Here is a 20,912-nt window from a genome sequence, read left to right on the forward strand (position 1 = left end):
CCTCCATCTACTAAGCCTGATATAAATCAGCGTTTATTATTTTTCCTTCAATTGCAGTTGCTGCAGCTGTTGCAGGGCTCATTAGGTGTACCATACCACCTTTACCCATTCTACCATTGAAATTACGGTTTGTGGTAGATGCACATACTTCTCCCTCTGCAAGAACACCGTTGCTCATACCTAAACAAGCTCCACAAGTTGGGTTTGTCACACAGAAACCTGCATCTTGGAAGATTTCAATAATACCCTCTTTTAATGCCTGAGAGTAAATAGCTGGAGTTGCAGGACTTACAATAGCACGTACATCCTCGCTAATTGTTTTGCCTTTTAAAACTTCTGCTGCAATTCTTAAGTCTTCAATACGTCCATTGGTGCAAGATCCTATGTAGATTTGGTCTACTTTTGTTCCTTCCATTTCTTTAACGCTCTTTACTTGGTCTGGCTTGTATCCAAAAGTTACCATAGGTTCTAAGTCGGAAAGATCGTACTCATATACTTTTTCGTACTCCGCATCTGGATCTGAAGTCCATTTTGAATACTCCTCTAGTGCAGCTTCCTTAGAGGCAAATTCATCTTTAATAAAGTCCCATAAATATTCTACCGTAGTTTTATCTGGATAACAGATTCCGCTTGTTCCACCTGCTTCGATAGCCATATTACAAAGAGTCATTCTAGATTCCATGCTCATCTCATCCACCACAGGACCAGTAAATTCGATGACCATATTTGTAGCGCCATTTACAGTTAACTCTTTGATGATAAATAAAATGACATCCTTGGCGTATACACCTGGCTTTAATTTACCATTTAGAATAAACTTAATCGTTTTAGGAAAGTGAAAAGCACATACCCCTTTTAAGATACCTACTTCAAGATCTGTTGTACCAATACCTGCTGCAAAGGCACCAAAAGCGCCATGAGTACAAGTATGAGAATCGCCCATGATTACAGTGTATCCTGGTCTTACAAATCCTTTTTCTGGGAATATCGCATGGCATACACCATTTTTTCCGATATCAAAAAAGTCTTTTATGCCATGTCTTCTCGCCCAATCCCTTAAAATCTTGCCTTGCTCTGCTGTTTTAGAATCTTTTGCAGGGGTAACATGATCGATGACCGCTTTGATCTTAGTAGGATCAAATACACGGTCCATGCCCCGCGCCATTAAGTCAGTAATAGCAATAGGTGTTGTGATTTCATGACAAAAAACTCTGTCTAGCTTTAATACATGTGTATCAGGAAACGGCTCAGCTACTCGGTGAGCATCAAATATTTTTTCAGCAATAGTCTTACCCATTTTTTCTCCTCTTTCTATATCAAAATTTGTGTTATGTCTTTTAGTAATCACTTGAAAGTTATTTTCTGTAATAAACATATTATACCACAAAGGCCGCAGATCGCCTCGACCGTTTCACGGTTGAGATCGTTGACACTTGCTAGTACGGAAATTATATCAAAAAACATAGCAAAAGAATGTAAAGCATGATACACTCTTGTAAAATAATGAGCGAAAATATATCACATTTAATGACCCAATAAAATCGTGGAGGGATAATCATTGAGAGAAAATGAATTTTTAGTGAGTCACAAAATAGATATGCCTACAGAATTATTTAAGGCATTTAATACAAAAGAGGCAAAATTATATAAAAGCAATAGCCTTATTTATCGCCAAGGGGAAAAAGCAGATAATTTTTACTTTTTAAAAAAGGGAAATGTAGAAGTCTTTGTCATGTCGCCAGAAGGCGCTGAGAAAGGCTTGACCAATTATAAAGCTGGAGAAGTATTTGGTGAAGCTTCTTTTTTTGATGGATATCCTAGAATTTCTACAGCTAAAACAATTACAGAATGTGAGATCATCACTATTACAAGAAAAAATATCGAACATTTTTTCAAAGAAGATCCTTCCCTTGCGCTAAAGCTGATTGAACTTTTATCAAAAAAAGTTCTCAGACTATCAAGAGAAATCGACCATATTTCTTTTATGTCCGCTGAAAAGAGAATTGCTGAATATTTGCTTAGTAGAAGCCAAGGAATAAATGGGACGATTATGTGTACTCAAGATGATATTGGCAATACTGTTGGAGTTAGCCGAATTACCGTAAGCAGAACATTAGGAAAGTTCGTTAAAGACAATTGGATCCGCACAGGATATAAAAAAATTGAAATCATCAATACCAAAGGACTTATGGAATTTCTAGATGATTAAAGAATTACCTCGTAAAAATTTTCTTATGAAAATCTGCATTTCTTCACTTTGTTCGTAATCTTCGTTTATTTTGTATGGTAATAAGGTAAGAATAAGAATATATTGCTTTATATAACAAAATATACTGAATGGAAAAGGAGTAGATTGCAAGTGAATTTTCAAGGAATCATTATTGGCATTATATCTTTTATTATTATTGGAGTTTTTCATCCCATCGTGATCAAATCAGAATATTATATTGGCAAAAAAATATGGCCTGTATTTTTAGTAACTGGGATCGCATTAATTGGAGTTTCCCTATACGCTAAAAATAATATCTTATCAACTATTATAGGTGTCACTGCTTTTACTTGTCTATGGAGCATACATGAAATTTTCGAACAAGAACAACGGGTTAAAAAAGGCTGGTTCCCTAAAAATCCAAATAAAACAAGTGCAGATAATAATGCTACTAGTAATTAGACAAATAAATATACCTACAGCTCTAAGTTGCAGGGATGTAGGTATGTTTTTTGAGTTTTCCCTATACTATAGTGATCGCAATAACCATAGTATAGACTATTTAAGGTATTCTTCTACTTTCTACTTTTCACTAATTCTTATACTGCTCCAACTGATGATTTGCCGTATTTAATGTATTAATAATTTCTTGAGACCAATTTCTATTATCTGTTCTATCCATGTAGTCTTGTGCTGTTTCAAGTATATGAATCGTTTTTTTAATAGTAGACATGCTTTGCTCTACGGATTGTTTTACATTTATTTGCATCATTAAGACCTCCTCGTGTTCTAATCAATGTGTTCTTCGTATATATTTCAGTACTCTAATCTATCCCATTTCGAACATCAAATCTTTTTGATAATTGTTCACATGCAGAATTTAATGAATCAATTGCTTGTTCGAGTTTTTGTCTTTTGGTTTGATTTTGAACTGCATTTAGCGATTGTTGCAATGAACCGATACAAGTTTCTAATGATGAAATACTTTCACTAATAACCTTTTTTGCATTTCCTTGCATGAAAATTCCTCCTCTTATGAACACTATTAATAGTATTAGCATAATCAACGATAATATTTATGCTCTAAAAACAAATAGAGGATGATGTGGTTATAACTATATTTTACGGTTACAGTAATTTAACTGGTAATTCGTATTACAGATTGCTTTGATTGATGTTAATGGTCTCTTCCTCGTGTCGTAGGTGTCTCGTTTTATCAATATTTAACCGCTTCTTCCGGATTGTGGGAGCAATGTTCGCTCACGGTCATGATGGCTTTCATCACTTCTTTCATTACATCTACCTGTATCTGATTTCTGAAGTTGTTGATTTTAGTATAAACTTCTCCTTTTGTCGTAACAGTATATTTAGAAGGTAAGTGATTTAAAGCTATTGCCTTGGTATCATAATAACACCTTTGACATTTACATATATCTTCCATTTCAGACCAGAGTTTCTCTATAGCTTCATCTATTAATATCTCGGTGTAATTTTTTAAATGGAGGTTATTTTCCATAGTATACATGCTCCCCTTTATACATAATTAAATTTGTATTCTCCAGTTGTAATTTTATCAGAAAAATCAAATAAATTCCACAATTCCTTTCATAGGATATCTTGCTTTATTGATATTTCCTATTCTTCATTTACATATTCTAGAATATCACCAGGTTGGCAATCTAAGGCTTTGCATATGCCATCTAATGTACTAAATCGTATGGCTTTTGCTTTACCATTTTTCAATATCGAAATATTTGCTATGGTAATCCCTACTCTTTCGCTTAATTCAGTAACACTCATTTTTCTTTTTGCTAACATAATGTCTAAATTTACAATTATCATAACCTATCACCTATACTGTCAAATCATAATCATCTTTGTAAATCATGGCTTTTTTCACTATACTTCTAATTAACATAATCACTGCTGCAATTATCCATACTAGAAAAATTACTCCTATCATTATCAATGATAATAAAGGACCAGGCCCTCCAAATGTATTCATATACTTTAGTAAAAATAATATTCCCATAGAAGCTATGATACACATTCCTATTAACACCTCTAGTCCTCGAGTAAATGTTAGACTAAATGTCTTACCACGATCAAATGTTTTGAGTAGATACATTACAATACCTATTCCAATTAACAGTAACCCTAATAATAATTCACAAATAATAAGAATAGGTAGTTTTGTATACCTAAGTTCAGGATAAATGACTACCATTTCTTCTGCCATTACAGGTAAAACATAAATGCCAAGAAAAATTGCCCCTAAAGCAAATAGAATTAGCAGTATTTTCAATATATTTGATGCTATATCAGTTTTCACCATACTCCACCTCAAATTGTCAAATCGTTATCCGTTTTTATATCAATAGCTTCTTTTAAAAGTTTTTGAAGCACTGCAGCAAAGAGCGCACCTACTAGAGAGGCAAAAACAAAAACTATACCAATTAAAATGATTCCAGGTGCATCATCCACTTCTGCTAATAGATAAAACAATGGCATCATTAATGCATATAAACCACTTATAGTGAACGCACAGAACTTAATAACTTTAAGCGATTGAACAGATAAATCTGAAAAGGATTTATTCCGATCAATGAAATTTAATAACTGAATAGCCTGGTATAATGCAATAAAAAAGGGAACCACTGTCAAATATAAACCAAAAATAATTGGATAAAGTATAATGGAGTAATATGGGTTTACAGGGTTATTGATTAGCCAAGGCAATCCTAAGATACATAAAACAAAAATGGGTAGTCCAATAAGAAAAATACTTATTTTTAAAAATGTTGTTGAACTTCGTTTCATAAACACACCTCACTGATTAACAATACCTTGAGTTTAACATAATACTTATTGATATTCAATAAATATTTATTGAATATAGGTAATTAAAAAACTCATTAAGATATGCACTGCATCATTTATATATTGAGATAAAAATAAATCATGACCACTAGCTCTTTAATGGTCATGATTTATATTCATTCTGAAACTATGCTTAATTAATCATATAATCGTTTTATCGGTTTGAAGGATATGTTTATCAATCCAGTTTAATGCAAATTCCAAAATATCTAGGAGGTACTGATCTTGTTTAGCATCTACACTCTCTAGGTCGATTTTAGAAACCTTTTCAAGAAAATCATCATGTTGCACCTTGTGAGATAGAAAACGTCTATAGCCAATTTTCTGCATATATTCCTCTTCTGTTTTAAAATGAAAAACTGCGTAATTCTTTAGGTCTTCGATAATAGCTATAATCCTATCATATTTGTCCGTTAAAAAATCATTTTTTAACAATGCGTAGGCGCTTTCGACTATTCGAAATAATTCCTTATGTTGTTCATCAATAACCTCGATACCAAGTAGGTAATCATCTTTCCACTTTATCACAATATTTCTCTGCCCCCTTATTTAATGTTAATTATAGCTTACCAAACAATATCTCTTTGAGCAAGGGGGGGGAGTTGTAGATTTATACAGAATTTCCAATTGTATTTGTATACAAAGAAACATTAGTTTGTTTCTTGTGGAATTAAACAAGTATCTATCTTCATTCCTATTGGGTACTTAGTTGAACGGGTCTAACTGTATTTTTATGTATATTCTTTTCAGATAATTCCAGTACTTTTAAATCGCCTTCATAGATAACTTTCCCGCCTACATACAGAAAATTTTGCGGGCGAACTAAGTTTCTAGAGATGTTTAGATCTAAAATATTGCTTTCCGCCAAAATATGATATACAAACTCAGAACATAAAAAACGATTTTCGCTGAGAGCTGGTTTGTTTAGAAAACTATGTATAAGACCCATATAATTATATTTGTACAAATATGTATTGGTAATAAATATATCAAGTATCGCTTTGGTTCTTTCGTACTGCTGCTGTGATACTTCTAGCTCTACAATAGCACCTGGCAAGGTATCACATAATTTAAATACACCTTCATTGATATCTTCTTTTCGAAATCTCCCTATAAAAGGATTATATGTATACTTCCTCCCAAAGCTATACATATGACGTAATTCCTTATCTAAGGAAATAGATGCATGAGTGTATTGGTCGTGCTTTATGCCTTGTATAAGTCTTGATATCATTGTGTTTGTTCTTGTTAATACTACATATATATTATATGTGGTCATAATGGTCCCCCTTAAGTGTCATTTATCTGTATATTTTTAGTAATACTACATTCTTAAATAATGATCTTCTATCTATTTATTATAAACTTTATTTACGTTTATTCAATTAATATAATCCTCTATTCAGCCAGCAACATTCTACAGTGTATAAAACAGATTTACATAAGATACGGTAGTATCATCATCTGTCCGCTGAATTCATTATAAATCATAGATGTAAAGAAAAGGTGAATGAAATTCTAAAAATTTTCTTAAGATTGCTAAATATTGAATCTCTTTTAGGCATACCATAATATTTAATTATAAAATCCCAATCAACGGCCACATCCTTTTTGTTGATTTTCAGCAAATCTTTAGATAATGTAGCTCTTTCAAATTTTTTCAATCTTAAAAAAGGAAAGAAGGTTTTTTATTTATCTTTCCATTGGTTCTTTTTGCGCTTCTTTTTTATTACTATAAAACACTTGGAAAATTTTCATATTCATCAATCCTATACTGGTATATATTCTTGTATAACCTCCGTTTAATTTTTCATATTATTTTACTTCACAACAAGTAGTTCTGGTGGATTCATTCAAAAAAGACATAAGGGATGATTACATATACTTCGTAATACATCCCTTATATCTCATACTCACTAGTCATGTAAATTTCCTTTCCTATGGCTAGTATTTACAAGGTCTAGGTAGTCTAAGGATGATTTTCTTATAAGCTTTTCATATAGGGTTACTCTTAGGGGGACTTGATTAAAATCTAATTTCTAGATAGTTTTGTCGTCATCCTTTATTGCCAATCTATATTATCAGATAAATACCTGGTATAAAGTTGACTCAAATATCATTAGGAAGTCAGTATATTTCTTATTAATCATTTCCCTATATCGTTTGCTTATAGATAAAAACCATAACCTTTTCCTATCCTTGTATTTCTTATATACCCATTATCTTTAGAGCTAAACATCTTATTCGATCCAAATAAACAAAACAATTATTGCATATAATACAGATTAGACGCAATGTCTAAAATTTTACTTTATTCGAAAAGGAGAATCTGAATGTATCCAAAGGTTCCAAATCACATACCCCCTAAACTATTTCTTAACATTTTGAGTTTGCTAAAGTTACTGAGTGAATTGGAGGAAATAATAGATGGATAATAATAACTTATCAAAGCTACCCATGATGGCCCTCAAGGATATCCCAAACCCTAATGCTGATGCAAAACAAATAGTTGCATTAGTAAAGGAAGAAGGACGTGTTGTTGGTTACAAATTATCTGATGGGCAGGTTCTAGACAAAGACGAAAGTATCAAACTTGCAAAACAAGGTGGTATACGGGGAGTTGGTATTGCAACAAGAAAGGGAAACGAATATTTGAAATCCCTTCCAGATGAAATTGAAGGTAATAATTTAAGCAATTTGCCTTCGATCACAAAGAAATGAAGATGTAAAACAAAAGGACAAAACTTTTTTATAAAAAGTCTCGTCCTTTTACATACCAGTATTTATCTATAGTGAATGCGGCTAGATTGATATCTATAATAGCTAATATTCACTCCATATCTCAGTCACATTTTTTCACTTGAAACCACTTCAAATGTTCACTATAATTATGAGTTGTGCCGAATCATCTCAATTGTTGTCTCTAGTGCGTCATCAGAAGTTTCTATATTAGGGATAAGTGGTAATTCAGATTTTTCAGCATCTGGCCGTACAAAATACTTATAGGATATAGTAAATGCGAGCCTTGCATGTGGTGTTTGAAAAATCAAGATATCACCATAAGATGAAGGCATATTTCCTGGTATTTGCCCTACTACTGTACCAAAATCATTATCTGAAAGAAGTGTTGCAAAATCCACTGCTGAACTAAAGGAGTCCGTGCTGGTTAGAGCATACACATTCCCATGGAATGTTGGTTCTGTTTGTTGATTCTCAACTAATTGAGGCTTATTATGCCATATTATAGGTCCAAAGCGCACATCCGTGTTACCTGTCTTGTATTCCTTTACTGGAAGATAGCGAAGGAACTCATTGCCGACCATTGAGTTTCCCCCAGGGTTTCCTCTTAAATCTACAATGATATTTTGTATACCGTTCTTTCCTACGGATTCAAAGAAGCTTTTCAACGTGCTTCTATACTTCTCATCATAAATACACTGGCGTAAGGTAAAGATACCCACATTATTCCCTTTGTCTATCTTAAAATCGACAAAGGGTTCATCGATCTCCATTCTATCTAAGTTGCCAGACTTAAGAGGAAAGGTTTTTCGAATGACGCCCTCACCATCTACTTGATTCATAAGAATTTCCACGTCCTGTGCAGTCTTAACGCCAACAAATTCTAGGCAATCACTGCGATTAATGTTTTTTGCAAAAGAGTATCGGGCGTAAGCTTCAAGTTCATATGAAAACTGTTCTAGGAATCGCTCATTAAGCTCGGAGACCTGAACGCCACCTATTTCTGAAATGATGTACCCACTATATTCCCCTCCTAAACAAATTAGATCATTATCATATAATGAAAAGGAAAATGGTAAATAGGATACATCTTTATAATAGGCTTTAACCGCCGTATGTCCATCCTCTAGAGCAGAAAGAATTCGTGCAGAGCTCTGCCACAATGATAATACGGATACCCTATCTGACTTACTAATAATCACACGCTCTTGTTCATATGTATCTTGTACTGCTTTTGGCAATCCTTTTATACAGGCGGGATGTCTCTCTAATAAGCCTTTAACGATAAAATCCATATCCTTAATTGCCTCCTCGGAAGTCAGAAGAGCGTCAAGACTTTCTGATGATTCTAATATCTTTACTGTTCCACGGTAAGGATCTAACCAAATTTGCCATATCGCCCATAATACAATGATAAATCCGAGAAAAATGCCAACTCTCTTAAACCATTTTCTTTGTAACATAATATTTTGATTGTGAGACATGATTTTACCTCCAAACATCGACTTGAGGAGTTCCTCAAGTTCAGATGCTTTCAAAACGCAATTTTTTTATCTTTGAAGCAACACAAATAATACTGCTGAATTTTATCATAAAAATATATAATATTATTAAAAAACTCTACGTCCTACATGGAAAAGAGGAACATTTAATCCATTTTTACTATTTTATCTTATCATATATTCAATAACAAATTACAATATTTTTATAAATTTCCTCTAAAATATGTGAGCCCTTTATATATGGTAAATATGTGTTTACTAACAATACTAAAGGAGGCTTACCATGTCCATTTATGATTTCTAGAAAAACAGCAAATCCTTTTACTTAAGTGAAAAGGGAGAGTATACAGATATACTAGATATAGACAATATGCATTAGCTGAGTAGTTTCTGGCAGGCAAAAATCCTCCCAGTAGTGATTGCTTCAGTCTCTAAATCAGTAATAAAGTGATTCAAACAGAACGGTCCCATATATATAGGTACTGCCCCATTCAACTTTTCCTCACCATAAGGTAAATATATTTTCCACCAGCTCCTGAGTTTAAATCCTTTGTAATACTAGGCTGGCTCCAAGCTGCTGGCAACGAATTAATTTTATTATATTGTCCTCTGATTTCACGGATAAATTTCGTTTCAGGATTTATTGCTTCATCAAGTGTTGCATTTTTATAGTACAGATACACATGCTCTCCGCCCACATTTTTATTTAAATCTTGCTCAATCTTGGTATACCCTTCATGGGTTCTATTTTTACCGAGATCCACTATAATATCTGTGATAGCACCGTTTTTTGATTTTGTCGTTTTGTATGCAATAAATATGTAATGTTTTCTCCCTTTATTAGCATCCAAAATTTCATCACCGTCAAAATTAACGCACACAAATTTATAGTCCTTTGGTACCAAAGCCTTCGCTGCACTTTCCGTACTGGCATCAACCACGATGATATCCGAAATATAATCGTTTTTATCATCAAGAAAATCCAGTTCCCCTAAAAATAATGATTTTCTTTTGGATTGCTCTACAAATTCTTTCTCTATTTTCAGTTGTGCTGATTTGTATTCTGTATCATCAAGAAGTTCCCAAATAGGTATAAGCGATCGTTCAAAATCACCTATGCCACAGATCGTTTGATTTTCTGCAATGGATTTTGTCCAGTCTTTCATTTGACTTGAAATCTCCTTTACAGACATACCTGTAATGTGATTACCCCCAAAGCTTTGGAAACGCATATTGGCGACTGATGCAAATTCTTCCAATGATTCCTTTTTGCTTGCATCTACCTCTGTGGTAACAGCATTATAGGTCGCTTTTGCTTTGGTTTTGATTTCGCTCTCTTTCATGTTATTTTCATTCGTATATGCGAAATTAAGCCTTACTCTCCCACCTATGTAGTATTCGACAATTAAGTGTGTACCATATTCCTTAAAAAGATTAGAGACAGCCATGGCATTTTCATCGACTTTTTTCACATCATCAAGAAATCCCTTTGAGAGCATTTGGGTTAAGTCCTCAGTGGTTCCTGTGAATTCTACTCCTGATATAATATGTTTCTCCATCCAGGTCATAAAAATTTGATTGCTAGAAGTTTGTTTGCTCGTACCATACTCAGTTCTAATATTTCCAGAAAAAGCTGCATTTTTATAACTAACGTCTGACGAAGCATTTATTTGCGAATAAATATTGCTCATTTTTTCAACATAATAATCATCGATATCGGAGCCCTTCAAATCATCACTTATTTCTTTATATTTTGATGCATCATATTTCGCTTCATCCAGTATAGCCTTACTTTTTACTTCTCTTGCGTTGATGTATGAAGAATTAAGTACATCATAACCATACAGATTATAGTTCTTATTTAACCCCTGTAAAACACTGTCATCTTCCTCGTTGAGGTTATTGATAGGGACTTCACCAAGTTCTATTTCGTTATCCGAGAATGTAGTGCTAAGTACACCACTATTTTCAGATGTACTCGTACCTGCTCGAGTGCATGCAGAAAAATTGAAACAAAGAAAAACTATGGCTAAACTTAAGCTTATTGTCCGATACAAACATTTTTTCATACTCTTTTCCTCCAATTTTTTGTTGATTTTTATTGCCATCAAAATGAAGGCATCTCCTTGCAAAAAAAAAACTCTTGTTTTATAATAAATATAGCCAATGACCTAGTTCAATGACTATGGTCATTATACTATTTCTTTGCACACGATGTCAATAAAGGAGGGATTTTTTAGTGCAACAAAAAAACAGAATCAGCAGAAAAGAAAAAGCAGTTCAGACAAAGAACAAAATATATACAAGCGCTGAACAGCTCTTCAATAAACACGGTATTGAGAATGTCAACGTGGACGATATCGTTAAACAAGCAGGAGTGGCAAAAGGCAGCTTTTACGTCCATTTTGAATCCAAGGATGCACTAATCGTCATGTTAATTAACGACTATGTAAAAAAGGTAGATACAGATTATAAAACCTATCTCGAATCCCTTCCTACCGATATGCTGCCACGTGAGGTGTTCCTTTCCCTCGTTGGAAAGATCGCGGATGTGATTACTGAAAGTATAGGTTATGAAAATATGAAAATTCTATACAGGATACAAATCGGGAAGGATATCTCTGATAGCGCCGCGATTAACTATGGCAGAGAACTTTATAAAATGTTTTTTAAGATCATCGACAGCGGGATTTCTCAGCGCAGATTCCATTCAGATTTATCCGCAGATGAAACGGCAAAGCACTTTGTCATGGCTTATCGGGGCGTGGTTTATGAATGGTGCGTCCGCTACCCAGAGGTCAATTTGAAGGATCTAGCCTTGCGGCATTTTCGAATTCTTCTGGCAGGTATAAAAGGAGAAGATGACGGTGATACAGCAAATCTCATATAAAACAACTAGTTGGTAGCTATTCTCCGGGGAGGGCATATAGGGAGGGCATATAGGGACGGTAACCTTTATCTCCTAAAATTTGGAGTAATTTGTCACCGTCGCCAAATACCCAAATGCCCTGCACGGTACATATATTATTGGCTTTAGCGTGGCAAAACATCATATAGCGTTTGCCCCTGAAAGAGTTGAAATCCTTCGCTTTTCCGAAGAAATAGTCAAATCAGGATACAATCATAGCAAGGAGCTCGTGCGCATCCCATGGGAAATGCTAGTAGATTTTTCACTCATTGAAAAGATCATTGAGTATAATATTATGGATAAGGCAGACACTTCTACCTTCTAGCGAAAGTAAAAGATTAATGATTAATGCATTAAAAATAAGATATAGCGCCATATATAAAAATCCTCCCACTATCTTGCAAAAATAGTGGGAGGATTTATTTAAGTAGCAGATCATTGAAATATGTATTTATCAGTCTCTATTAATAATTCTCTCCGTGAACTTGAAAGAAGGCTTGAGCGTATTTACATACTGGACATACTTCAGGAGCTTCTTTCCCAGTCACTTGGTAACCACAAATACGACATTCCCATACGGTTTCTTCTTCTTTTGCAAATACGTGTTTGGTTTCTACATTATCTTGTAATGTACGGTATCTCTCTTCATGTGTCTTTTCTACGCCTCCAACTTTTCGGAATCGTTCTGCTAAATCGTGAAAACCTTCTTCTTCTGCATCCTTAGCAAAACGAGCATACATATCTGTCCATTCATAGTTTTCGCCTTCTGCTGCTTGGAAAAGATTTTCAGGAGTAATACTTAATTTCCCTAGCTCTTCAAACCAAATTCTAGCATGTTCCTGTTCATTTCTTGCTGTTGATAGGAAGATTTCTGCGATTTGATCATAACCTTCTCTTTGCGCTATTTGTGCGAAAAATGTATATTTATTTCTTGCTTGACTCTCCCCTGAAAAAGCTTCCATAAGGTTTTTTTCAGTCTTTGTACCAGCATACTTATTTACTGATTCTTTCTTTTCTTCAACTAATTCAAATGCAGATGCAGGTTGCTTACATCTTGGACACTTGAAATCCTCAGTTAATTCTCCTTCGTGAATATAGCCACAAATAGTGCATCGATACTTTTTCATTTTGTTGTTCCCCTTTTCTTTTTTCTCTATTGAATAATTCTGTTATTTTAATCATAACACAAATAAGTGAAGTTTTTATCAAAAATGTGTTACCAACTCGCCAAAATTAAATTAATAGCCATTTTAGACATTGTAAATACTGCAAAATGCAGCTAATTGTTTAACATTTTGCTAGATTTTAAAGCTTTGTTGTGTACTGCTCAAGATTCCAGATTTCAGTAGCTACATCATGGTAGAATTCCGGTTCGTGAGATATTAGTAGTATCCCGCCTTTATAGTCCTTTAAAGCTCTTTTTAATTCCTCTTTTGCATCTACATCTAGATGGTTTGTAGGCTCATCTAGAAGTAATATATTCGTCTCTCTATTTAATATCTTACAAAGTCTTACCTTGGCTTGCTCCCCACCACTTAACACCATCACCTTAGACTCAATATGGTCAGTAGTTAGTCCGCATTTAGCAAGCGCTGACCTTATTTCATGCTGGTTCCAGCTAGGAAACTCTTGCCATATCTCCTCTATACACGTCCTATGATTCTTTCCCTTGATCTCCTGCTCGAAGTATCCAATTTCCAAAGTATCTCCCAATTCTACTTCACCTTTACAAGGCTTTATTTGCCCTAATATAGATTTTATAAAAGTAGTCTTACCAATACCATTTGCCCCTACTATGGCGATTTTTTGGCCTCTTTCCATTGTAAGATTTAATGGTTTAGACAGTGGAGAATCATATCCAATGACTAAATCTCTAGTTTCAAATATAAGCTTTCCTGCAGTTCTTCCTTCCTTAAATTTAAACTCCGGCTTTGGTTTCTCCCTTGCCAACTCTATAATATCCATCTTATCCAACTTCTTCTGTCTGGACATAGCCATGTTTCTTGTTGCAACCCTAGCTTTATTTCTAGCAACAAAATCCTCAAGCTTTGTAATCTCCTGTTGTTGTCTTTTATATGCTGCTTCTAGCTGAGATTTTCTAGCTTCATAAACTCTTTCAAAATCGTTATAATTTCCTACATAGCGGGTTACTTCTTTACCCTCTATATGATATATAAGGTTTACTACGCTATTTAAGAATAGAATATCATGAGATATAAGTAAAAAGGCATTTTCATACTCCTGAAGATATCTCTTAAGCCATACGATATGTTGCTCATCTAAAAAGTTGGTGGGCTCGTCCAACATAAGGATATCCGGTTTTTCTAAAAGTAGCTTTGCTAAAAGGACTTTAGTTCTCTGACCACCACTTAAGTCGTCTACATCTTTTTCTAATCCTATGTCATCCAGTCCCAGTCCTCTAGCTGTTTCTTCTACCTTTGAGTCAACAATATAGAAGTCATTATGCTCTAGGATATCCTGAATGGTTCCTACCTCTTCCATTATAGCAGCTAATTCATCCTCAGATACCTCGCCCATCTTCATATATAAATCCTGCATTTCCTGCTCCATGTCGAATAGATACTTAAAAGCACCTCTAAGGGCATCTCTGATGCTCATACCCTTTTCAAGAACAGCATGTTGGTCTAAGTATCCAACTCTAACTCTCTTTGCCCATTCTATCTGGCCCTCATCAGGTTCAAGCTTACCTGTTATTATGTTCATAAAGGAGGATTTACCTTCGCCGTTTGCTCCTATTAAACCTACATGCTCCCCTTTTAAAAGTCTAAAGGATACATCTTTTAAAATTTCTCTGCCACCATAGCTGTGATTCAAGTTATTTACTGTTAATATGCTCATTTAATCACCTTTCCGATTCGTTCACAATTCATCATGCAGTATTTTGCTTTTATATCTTACCTGTTCTAAGGTTAATTAACAATAGTTAAGTATAGAAATACATTTTTGGGGCAGTAAACATAGCATCGACAAAAAACTTGAGCTAAAACATATCGTGTTTATTTCTTCTCAAATTTATCTTTATGCTTTTGAAAAAAATCATAATAAATGCGAATATTCTCCAATTCATGCCAGGGCCTAACTGTCACTGGACTCTCATCTAAGTCGTATATTTTAGCCCTTTCTATTGCTAGCAGAAAAGGGGAATGAGTTGAAATGATAAACTGGCAGTCAAAATATCGTGCGGCCTCTCCAATATATTTGACTAATTTAAGTTGATTTTCTGGAGAAAGACTATTTTCCGGTTCATCTAATAGATACAAATTATTCTCTGAGATTTTCTCTGTAAAATATAAAAAGGCACTTTCACCATTAGAAAGTTCACGAATGTTATCCATAAGCTTGTGGCGTACATATTTTGACTGTGTTCTTCGACGTGTTTGGTTGACTTTTTTCAGTTCTTCGTAATCTTCTAGAGAAGTCATCTTAAAATCCGAATATTTTGTATCCAGATAATCCTGGAATATTTCTTCCCTCTTGTTATCAATTTCCTCATTAATCATACGGATGCTGAGCATATAATCAAAAACATCATCACTTGTAATAATTCTACTTGCACCAGGCACATCTTCAATGATACTAATCTCGCATAGGTTGAGATAATCATCAAAGAAATTTGATTTATTAAAAGGAGATTCTCTTAAGATTTTTAGTTTTTCGGCTATAATATTTAAAGCTGTCGTCTTTCCCGAACCATTACCTCCATATAAAATGGTTATAGGCTCGAAGTCAACCCGTTGGAATTCTTTCCTAGATAAAACTTTAAATGGATAATAAGAATCATAGCAAGTTCTCTTTTCTTGCATGAGAAAATCAAACTCAGTACCATCATCTGGGAATTGAAAATATTCTAAATAAATCATTAAATCACAAACCTTTTTGTCCCATAAGGAACACATCTCATTTTTTTATTATTTTATCTTATCATAGTTATCCCCTACAATCATATAAGGAAACATTATCTTTTCTTCCCTATTGTAAACTGAATCCTTAAATATTCTACCTTTACTTTATTTCCGCAAAATCTTTTCCATCTTTTTACCCTTTGCTAATTCATCGATTAACTTATCCAAATAACGAATTTCCTGCATAATCGGCTCTTCAATATCTTCTACTCGGACACCGCAGATCACACCTTTAATCAGAGACCGGGAGGGATTCAGTTGGGGGGCTTCTGAAAAAAAAGTCTCAAAGTCTGTCTCTTTTTCTAAATGCGCATCTAATTCTTCCTGACTGTACCCTGTCAACCAGCGGATGATTTCATCGACTTCGGCTTTTCTATGTCCTTTTTTCTCCGCCTTGGTAACATAAAGAGGATAAACTTTTGCAAAACTTGTTGTATAAATTCGATGTTCGGTCATAATACATTCTCCCTTATAATAAATTCTTAAAATGTGTCCCTTATCGCATGAACAACTAGTAAAATGGATCATAAAAAACAGCTAGAGAGCTCCACTTTAATAGTGAGGGCTCTCAGACTAACATCATGGCTCTATAAAAGGAACATAGTGGCTCTCTTGAAAAGTATACTGCTATCTCTTTTAAAACATTATTTATAAAGCACGAATATGTTCCCTATTGTATGTCGAGAAAGTGAATTAACTTATAATTGATGCTATAGATTCGTGTACTTTCGGTATTTTTGAGGTTAATAGTCCCAAAAACTTTATCTTCTTTTCTTTCTGTTCTGTTCTTTGATAAATTTCCTGGCGTTTTTCATTCCACCCATACCACTAAACATTTCATTCACTTTTTCTTTTTCAATCATTTTAGAATTCAAGCCTTCATATCTCGTTTCCTTTTGAAGTTTCCAATAGCTTTCTAATCTTTCAGCTGACAAAGTACCATTTTTAACTGCTTCTTGCACTGCACAATTAGGCTCATTTTTATGGGTACAGTCGTTAAATCTACATTCAGAAGCAAGCTTATCAATATCAGAAAAGGATTTTGTTAAATCCGCACTAATAATTCCAAGTTCCCTCATGCCAGGAGTGTCAATAACAACCCCCAAATTCGGCAACACCATTAGTTCACGCCTTGTAGTCGTATGTCTACCCTTATCATCATTTCTTATCCCATTTGTGCCTAGTATGCTTTCACCAAGAAGACAATTGATTAAAGTGGATTTTCCAACTCCAGATGATCCAATAAATGCAACGGTCTTACCACTAGAAAGATATTTTTTTAATGATTGGTACCCTTCATCAGATGTACTTGTTGTAACAAGCACATCTACACCTATTGCAATAGAATATATTTCGTTAAGTCTAATGTCTACTTCCTTACATAAATCTGATTTTGTGAGCACAATAACTGGTGTTGCCCCGCTATCCCAAGCAATAGCAAGGTAACGCTCTAGCCTACGAAGATTAAAATCATTGTTTAGTGACATACAAATTAATACAGTATCAATATTCGTAGCCACAACCTGAATATCTTCCTTAGAACCTGCAGTTTTACGTATAAAAGCACTTTTTCGTGGAAGTATGTGATGAATAATCCCGTTTCCTTGTAAATTATCTGTTCTATCAATCATAACAAAATCCCCAACGCTAGGGTATTCCGAATGCTCTTTAACATTATAATGAAATTTACCTGAGATCTCAGCGACAATTTCACCATTTTTCGTAATCACTTTAAACACATTTTTATATTGTGATGAAACTCGGCCAATATAAAGATCTTTATATATTTTAGAATCCTGTACAAATTTTTCAGTAAGTCCTATATTTTCCATATTAATTTTATTCAATTTTATTTCCTCCTAAAGTTTAAATCTAACCTATGGGAGGCTCTATGCACGAATTTATTTTGCACATACCTCCCCGCTTGTTACAATATCCAAGTTTTTCTTGCTATACATAAAATGAACATCTCCTTTCATTGCTTATAAAATTATTATATCATAATACTTAACAATCTAGGATTTACAGAAGGCTAATAATTTCTCACAGATTTTATCTGACATATCTTCTTGTATATTATATCTTTCATATTACATGAAAGTGAGCACAAACAAAATTAAGTCTTACAGGGAGCATATCAAAATGTCAAGTCCCTTGTGAATCTCTAAAACTTTTAGCGAGAAGCTATATGAAAAAACTGTCCCTAAGCCAGCAATACTTAGAGATAGTTTTTTATTGAATTATATTACTTTCTATGTCAATTTTATGATCTCCAAAGCGCTCCATTTCATATAGGTTGTGGGTAGATAAAATGACCGTTTTGCCTTTTGTCTTTTCTTCAAAATAATCTAGACACTTTAGATAGGTTTTCTCATCTAACTCCTTAAATGGTTCATCTAAGACAATGATATCGTAATCCGCTAAGATGGCTCTAACTATGGCAAGGCGCCTCTTCATTCCACCGCTGTATGTATACACGGGAAGGTGCCTACTATTATACAATCCTACATTTTCAAATTCCTTTAGTATTTCTTTCTCTTCTCTTTTATTACCTAATACCATGTTTATATTTTCTAATCCAGTAAAGTTTTCTAGGAGTCTGTTTTCTTGAAATACACATGAAAATCTCTTTCCTTCTATTCCTGTAATCTCCCCCCTATCGTAGCCTTCTAGACCCATAAGCATCCGTAATAGTGTCGTCTTGCCCATACCTGATGGACCAGTTATACAATTATATTTTTGAGAATAGAAGGTACAGTTATAATGATTAAAGACGACGATTTCTCCATAAGTTTTATATAGATTAGATACCTCAATTTCTACTTTCATAAGAAACTCCTTTCTCAAAGCCTTTTATGAAGCGAATAATTACTTTTTCCATAACGATACTAATACCTACGATAAATAGAGTATAGGCAAATAGAGCTGGCGTGTTCAAATAGACTTTTGAATAGTACAAGGCCTCCCCAATCGTATTGACAGGTTGTGCAAGCACTTCTCCAGAAATACCAGATTTCCATGAAAATCCTAAACTAAAGCTTACTGCTGGAAGCAAAAATTCCATAACCTTTGGTAAATAGATGTATCTAATTCTATTTCGCTTATTCATCTTAAAGACAAATGCCATCTCTAACAGTTTAGGATCTACCTGTTGAAGACCTTTTAAAGTATTGCTGTAAATATTAGGTAGTACGACTAAAAGAACTAAAACTACAGAAAGGTTTTTCGAAGTAATCCAAACTAAGAGGAGGATGATTATAGAGGCCATAGGTGTGGCTTTGATAACACTTATCAAGGGATTAATGATAAGTCGAAACAGTTTGCTCATATGAGAAAGAACAGCAAAGATCATACCAAGTGCTACACCAAGGACAAATCCCAGCACAATTCGCATTAATGAATTACTCACATTCAACCAAAAAACTTTGTCATAGATGAGCTGAATGAGCGATGTAAATACGGCAAGGGGGCTTGGTAACAGCAGTGGATTATTGATTATTGCACATACAAAATACCATATACCACCCCAAAATACAATTGGGATGGTATACATTATAACTTTATTCTTTTGCATAATAAAATTCCTCGTCAGGTAATTTTCCTCCTATGGATTGAGGATTTGCTTCATGAAGTATATCTAGATATCCTCCTAGACTTTGTACCAATTTAGAACCATCGACATAAGAAATATTGCATTTAGGTATTGCAGTTTTTGCTACACCTTCTTTTATAATTCCATATTTGTCGATTAATGCTGCAGCCTCATCTATATTGTTATTGGTAAATGCTATTGACTTTTCATATTGAGTCAAAAATTCATCAAACTGCTCCTTATTGTCTTTGAGAAACTCATCTCTAACCACAAGCACACCAGTTACGAGAGAGCTACCGTCTTCATCTTGCAATTTACTCCATTCTTCTGTCATATCAAACACCGTTCGAATACGGTCATTGTTCATCTTTGCTGATGTAATAAAAGGTTCTGGCAACACAGCTACTACATTTTCTTCACTGGATAAGATTGTAGCAACTTCAGTGGACTCAGATTTAAACTCAATGGTTACGTCTTTATTCGGAACAAGTCCATTTTGCGTTAAGAGGTAGTTTAAAACAAGCTCTGGTGCTTGACCTTTTCCTGTTGTGATTATGGTCTTTTCTTTTAAATCCTCAAAATCAGTGACAGTCTCACCATTTTCCACAATATACAAAACACCTAGTGTATTAACTGCAGCCACCTTTATTTGCCCTCCTGTTTTATTATACAAAACAGAAGCTAAATTTGCTGGTAATGCTGCAATGTCAATTTCGCCAGTTGAGATACCTGTAACGATTTCATCAGCCATTGTCACAATATTAAATTCATAAGAACTGTTTTCCTTTTCTTCTTCGTCATTTATTAATTTTACTAGGCCCATAGATGTAGGTCCCTTAAGAGAAGCGACCCTCACAGGTTCTTTTGAATCCTCAACCTCATTTACTTGTTCACCCTCCCCCTCATCACCAGGGGCAACTTTATCTGTAGAGCATGCAAACATAGAAAACCCCATGATGCAAATTAATAATACTATAAATGATTTCTTCATTTGTTTCCTCTCCTTTTATGTATTCGCAATTTTTTGTTATAGATTCACATATATCCCATAGGGCACATCTGTGAATTTTTTATTATTTCATCTTATCATATATCCAACAATATATTACAACATTTTTATAATCATTTTGCTATATGGTCTACCTATATTTAATCATAA

24 protein-coding genes are annotated in these 20,912 nt (G+C 34.1%); 5 read left to right on the top strand and 19 right to left on the bottom strand.

Annotated features, from left to right (window positions below):
• Positions 1-10: 10 nt before the first annotated feature.
• Positions 11-1,297: a 3-isopropylmalate dehydratase large subunit gene (locus DES36_RS12625; RefSeq protein WP_113921600.1), complete on the bottom strand. Its 1,287-nt coding sequence runs from the start codon at positions 1,295-1,297 to the stop codon at positions 11-13.
• Between the two features lie 261 nt (positions 1,298-1,558).
• Here DES36_RS12625 and DES36_RS12630 point away from each other — a divergent pair, with 261 nt between their 5' ends.
• Both DES36_RS12630 and DES36_RS12635 read left to right on the top strand, forming a co-directional pair.
• Positions 1,559-2,209, top strand: coding sequence for a Crp/Fnr family transcriptional regulator (locus DES36_RS12630; RefSeq protein WP_242981771.1), 651 nt, complete (start codon positions 1,559-1,561; stop codon positions 2,207-2,209).
• A gap of 150 nt (positions 2,210-2,359) precedes the next feature.
• The gene (locus tag DES36_RS12635; RefSeq protein WP_113921571.1) at positions 2,360-2,671 is read left to right on the top strand and encodes a DUF4491 family protein; all 312 of its coding nucleotides are present in this window, start codon (positions 2,360-2,362) and stop codon (positions 2,669-2,671) included.
• 130 nt (positions 2,672-2,801) lie between these two features.
• Here DES36_RS12635 and DES36_RS12640 read toward each other — a convergent pair whose 3' ends face one another.
• The 8 genes from DES36_RS12640 to DES36_RS12675 form a co-directional block, all read right to left on the bottom strand.
• The gene (locus DES36_RS12640) at positions 2,802-2,981 is read right to left on the bottom strand and encodes a hypothetical protein (protein WP_113921572.1); all 180 of its coding nucleotides are present in this window, start codon (positions 2,979-2,981) and stop codon (positions 2,802-2,804) included.
• Between the two features lie 52 nt (positions 2,982-3,033).
• Positions 3,034-3,228 (bottom strand): hypothetical protein, encoded by a 195-nt coding sequence (locus DES36_RS12645; RefSeq protein ID WP_113921573.1) that lies wholly within the window; start codon positions 3,226-3,228, stop codon positions 3,034-3,036.
• Between the two features lie 197 nt (positions 3,229-3,425).
• Positions 3,426-3,725 (bottom strand): late competence development ComFB family protein, encoded by a 300-nt coding sequence (locus tag DES36_RS12650; protein WP_170128301.1) that lies wholly within the window; start codon positions 3,723-3,725, stop codon positions 3,426-3,428.
• A gap of 119 nt (positions 3,726-3,844) precedes the next feature.
• The gene (locus tag DES36_RS12655) at positions 3,845-4,051 is read right to left on the bottom strand and encodes a helix-turn-helix domain-containing protein (RefSeq protein ID WP_113921575.1); all 207 of its coding nucleotides are present in this window, start codon (positions 4,049-4,051) and stop codon (positions 3,845-3,847) included.
• A gap of 10 nt (positions 4,052-4,061) precedes the next feature.
• Positions 4,062-4,541: a DUF2975 domain-containing protein gene (locus tag DES36_RS12660; RefSeq protein ID WP_170128302.1), complete on the bottom strand. Its 480-nt coding sequence runs from the start codon at positions 4,539-4,541 to the stop codon at positions 4,062-4,064.
• A gap of 11 nt (positions 4,542-4,552) precedes the next feature.
• On the bottom strand, positions 4,553-5,029 hold the full coding sequence (locus tag DES36_RS12665; protein ID WP_113921577.1) for a DUF2975 domain-containing protein: 477 nt from the start codon (positions 5,027-5,029) through the stop codon (positions 4,553-4,555).
• Positions 5,030-5,230: 201 nt separating this feature from the next.
• Complete coding sequence (locus DES36_RS12670; protein ID WP_113921578.1) at positions 5,231-5,617, bottom strand: bacteriohemerythrin; 387 nt, start codon at positions 5,615-5,617, stop codon at positions 5,231-5,233.
• A gap of 166 nt (positions 5,618-5,783) precedes the next feature.
• Entirely contained in the window at positions 5,784-6,368 is a 585-nt protein-coding gene (locus tag DES36_RS12675) for a hypothetical protein (RefSeq protein ID WP_113921579.1), read from the bottom strand.
• Positions 6,369-7,516: 1,148 nt separating this feature from the next.
• Here DES36_RS12675 and DES36_RS12680 point away from each other — a divergent pair.
• Entirely contained in the window at positions 7,517-7,810 is a 294-nt protein-coding gene (locus tag DES36_RS12680) for a DUF3892 domain-containing protein (RefSeq protein ID WP_113921580.1), read from the top strand.
• A gap of 167 nt (positions 7,811-7,977) precedes the next feature.
• Here DES36_RS12680 and DES36_RS12685 read toward each other — a convergent pair whose 3' ends face one another.
• Together DES36_RS12685 and DES36_RS12690 are read right to left on the bottom strand one after the other, a co-directional pair.
• Positions 7,978-9,312, bottom strand: a complete 1,335-nt coding sequence (locus DES36_RS12685; RefSeq protein WP_170128303.1) for a S41 family peptidase — start codon at positions 9,310-9,312, stop codon at positions 7,978-7,980.
• Between the two features lie 509 nt (positions 9,313-9,821).
• Positions 9,822-11,399 (bottom strand): MAC/perforin domain-containing protein, encoded by a 1,578-nt coding sequence (locus DES36_RS12690; protein ID WP_170128304.1) that lies wholly within the window; start codon positions 11,397-11,399, stop codon positions 9,822-9,824.
• A 170-nt stretch (positions 11,400-11,569) separates the two neighbouring features.
• Here DES36_RS12690 and DES36_RS12695 point away from each other — a divergent pair, with 170 nt between their 5' ends.
• Positions 11,570-12,220 (top strand): TetR/AcrR family transcriptional regulator, encoded by a 651-nt coding sequence (locus tag DES36_RS12695; RefSeq protein WP_113921583.1) that lies wholly within the window; start codon positions 11,570-11,572, stop codon positions 12,218-12,220.
• A 148-nt stretch (positions 12,221-12,368) separates the two neighbouring features.
• A complete protein-coding gene (locus tag DES36_RS12700; protein ID WP_207657470.1) occupies positions 12,369-12,563 on the top strand; it encodes a hypothetical protein in 195 nt (64 codons plus the stop codon).
• 139 nt (positions 12,564-12,702) lie between these two features.
• Here the strand turns inward: DES36_RS12700 and rbr are convergent, their stop codons facing one another.
• From rbr to DES36_RS12740, 8 genes are all read right to left on the bottom strand, one after another.
• Positions 12,703-13,365 carry a rubrerythrin gene (rbr, locus tag DES36_RS12705; protein WP_113921585.1) on the bottom strand — a complete coding sequence of 221 codons (663 nt, stop codon included), beginning with the start codon at positions 13,363-13,365 and terminating at the stop codon, positions 12,703-12,705.
• A gap of 178 nt (positions 13,366-13,543) precedes the next feature.
• The gene (locus tag DES36_RS12710; protein WP_113921586.1) at positions 13,544-15,097 is read right to left on the bottom strand and encodes an ABC-F family ATP-binding cassette domain-containing protein; all 1,554 of its coding nucleotides are present in this window, start codon (positions 15,095-15,097) and stop codon (positions 13,544-13,546) included.
• Between the two features lie 158 nt (positions 15,098-15,255).
• On the bottom strand, positions 15,256-16,119 hold the full coding sequence (locus DES36_RS12715) for an AAA family ATPase (RefSeq protein ID WP_113921602.1): 864 nt from the start codon (positions 16,117-16,119) through the stop codon (positions 15,256-15,258).
• A gap of 147 nt (positions 16,120-16,266) precedes the next feature.
• Positions 16,267-16,617 carry a DUF2200 domain-containing protein gene (locus DES36_RS12720; protein ID WP_113921587.1) on the bottom strand — a complete coding sequence of 117 codons (351 nt, stop codon included), beginning with the start codon at positions 16,615-16,617 and terminating at the stop codon, positions 16,267-16,269.
• A gap of 305 nt (positions 16,618-16,922) precedes the next feature.
• A complete protein-coding gene (gene rsgA / locus DES36_RS12725) occupies positions 16,923-18,008 on the bottom strand; it encodes a ribosome small subunit-dependent GTPase A (protein WP_113921588.1) in 1,086 nt (361 codons plus the stop codon).
• A gap of 385 nt (positions 18,009-18,393) precedes the next feature.
• The gene (locus DES36_RS12730) at positions 18,394-18,990 is read right to left on the bottom strand and encodes an ATP-binding cassette domain-containing protein (protein WP_113921589.1); all 597 of its coding nucleotides are present in this window, start codon (positions 18,988-18,990) and stop codon (positions 18,394-18,396) included.
• Complete coding sequence (locus DES36_RS12735) at positions 18,974-19,735, bottom strand: ABC transporter permease (protein ID WP_113921590.1); 762 nt, start codon at positions 19,733-19,735, stop codon at positions 18,974-18,976. Before DES36_RS12735 ends, DES36_RS12730 begins: the two co-directional genes overlap by 17 nt.
• Positions 19,722-20,744, bottom strand: coding sequence for an ABC transporter substrate-binding protein (locus DES36_RS12740; RefSeq protein ID WP_113921591.1), 1,023 nt, complete (start codon positions 20,742-20,744; stop codon positions 19,722-19,724). Before DES36_RS12740 ends, DES36_RS12735 begins: the two co-directional genes overlap by 14 nt.
• Positions 20,745-20,912 lie beyond the last annotated feature (168 nt).

The sequence above is a fragment of the Alkalibaculum bacchi genome, assembly GCF_003317055.1.
Lineage (GTDB): Bacteria > Bacillota > Clostridia > Eubacteriales > Alkalibacteraceae > Alkalibaculum > Alkalibaculum bacchi.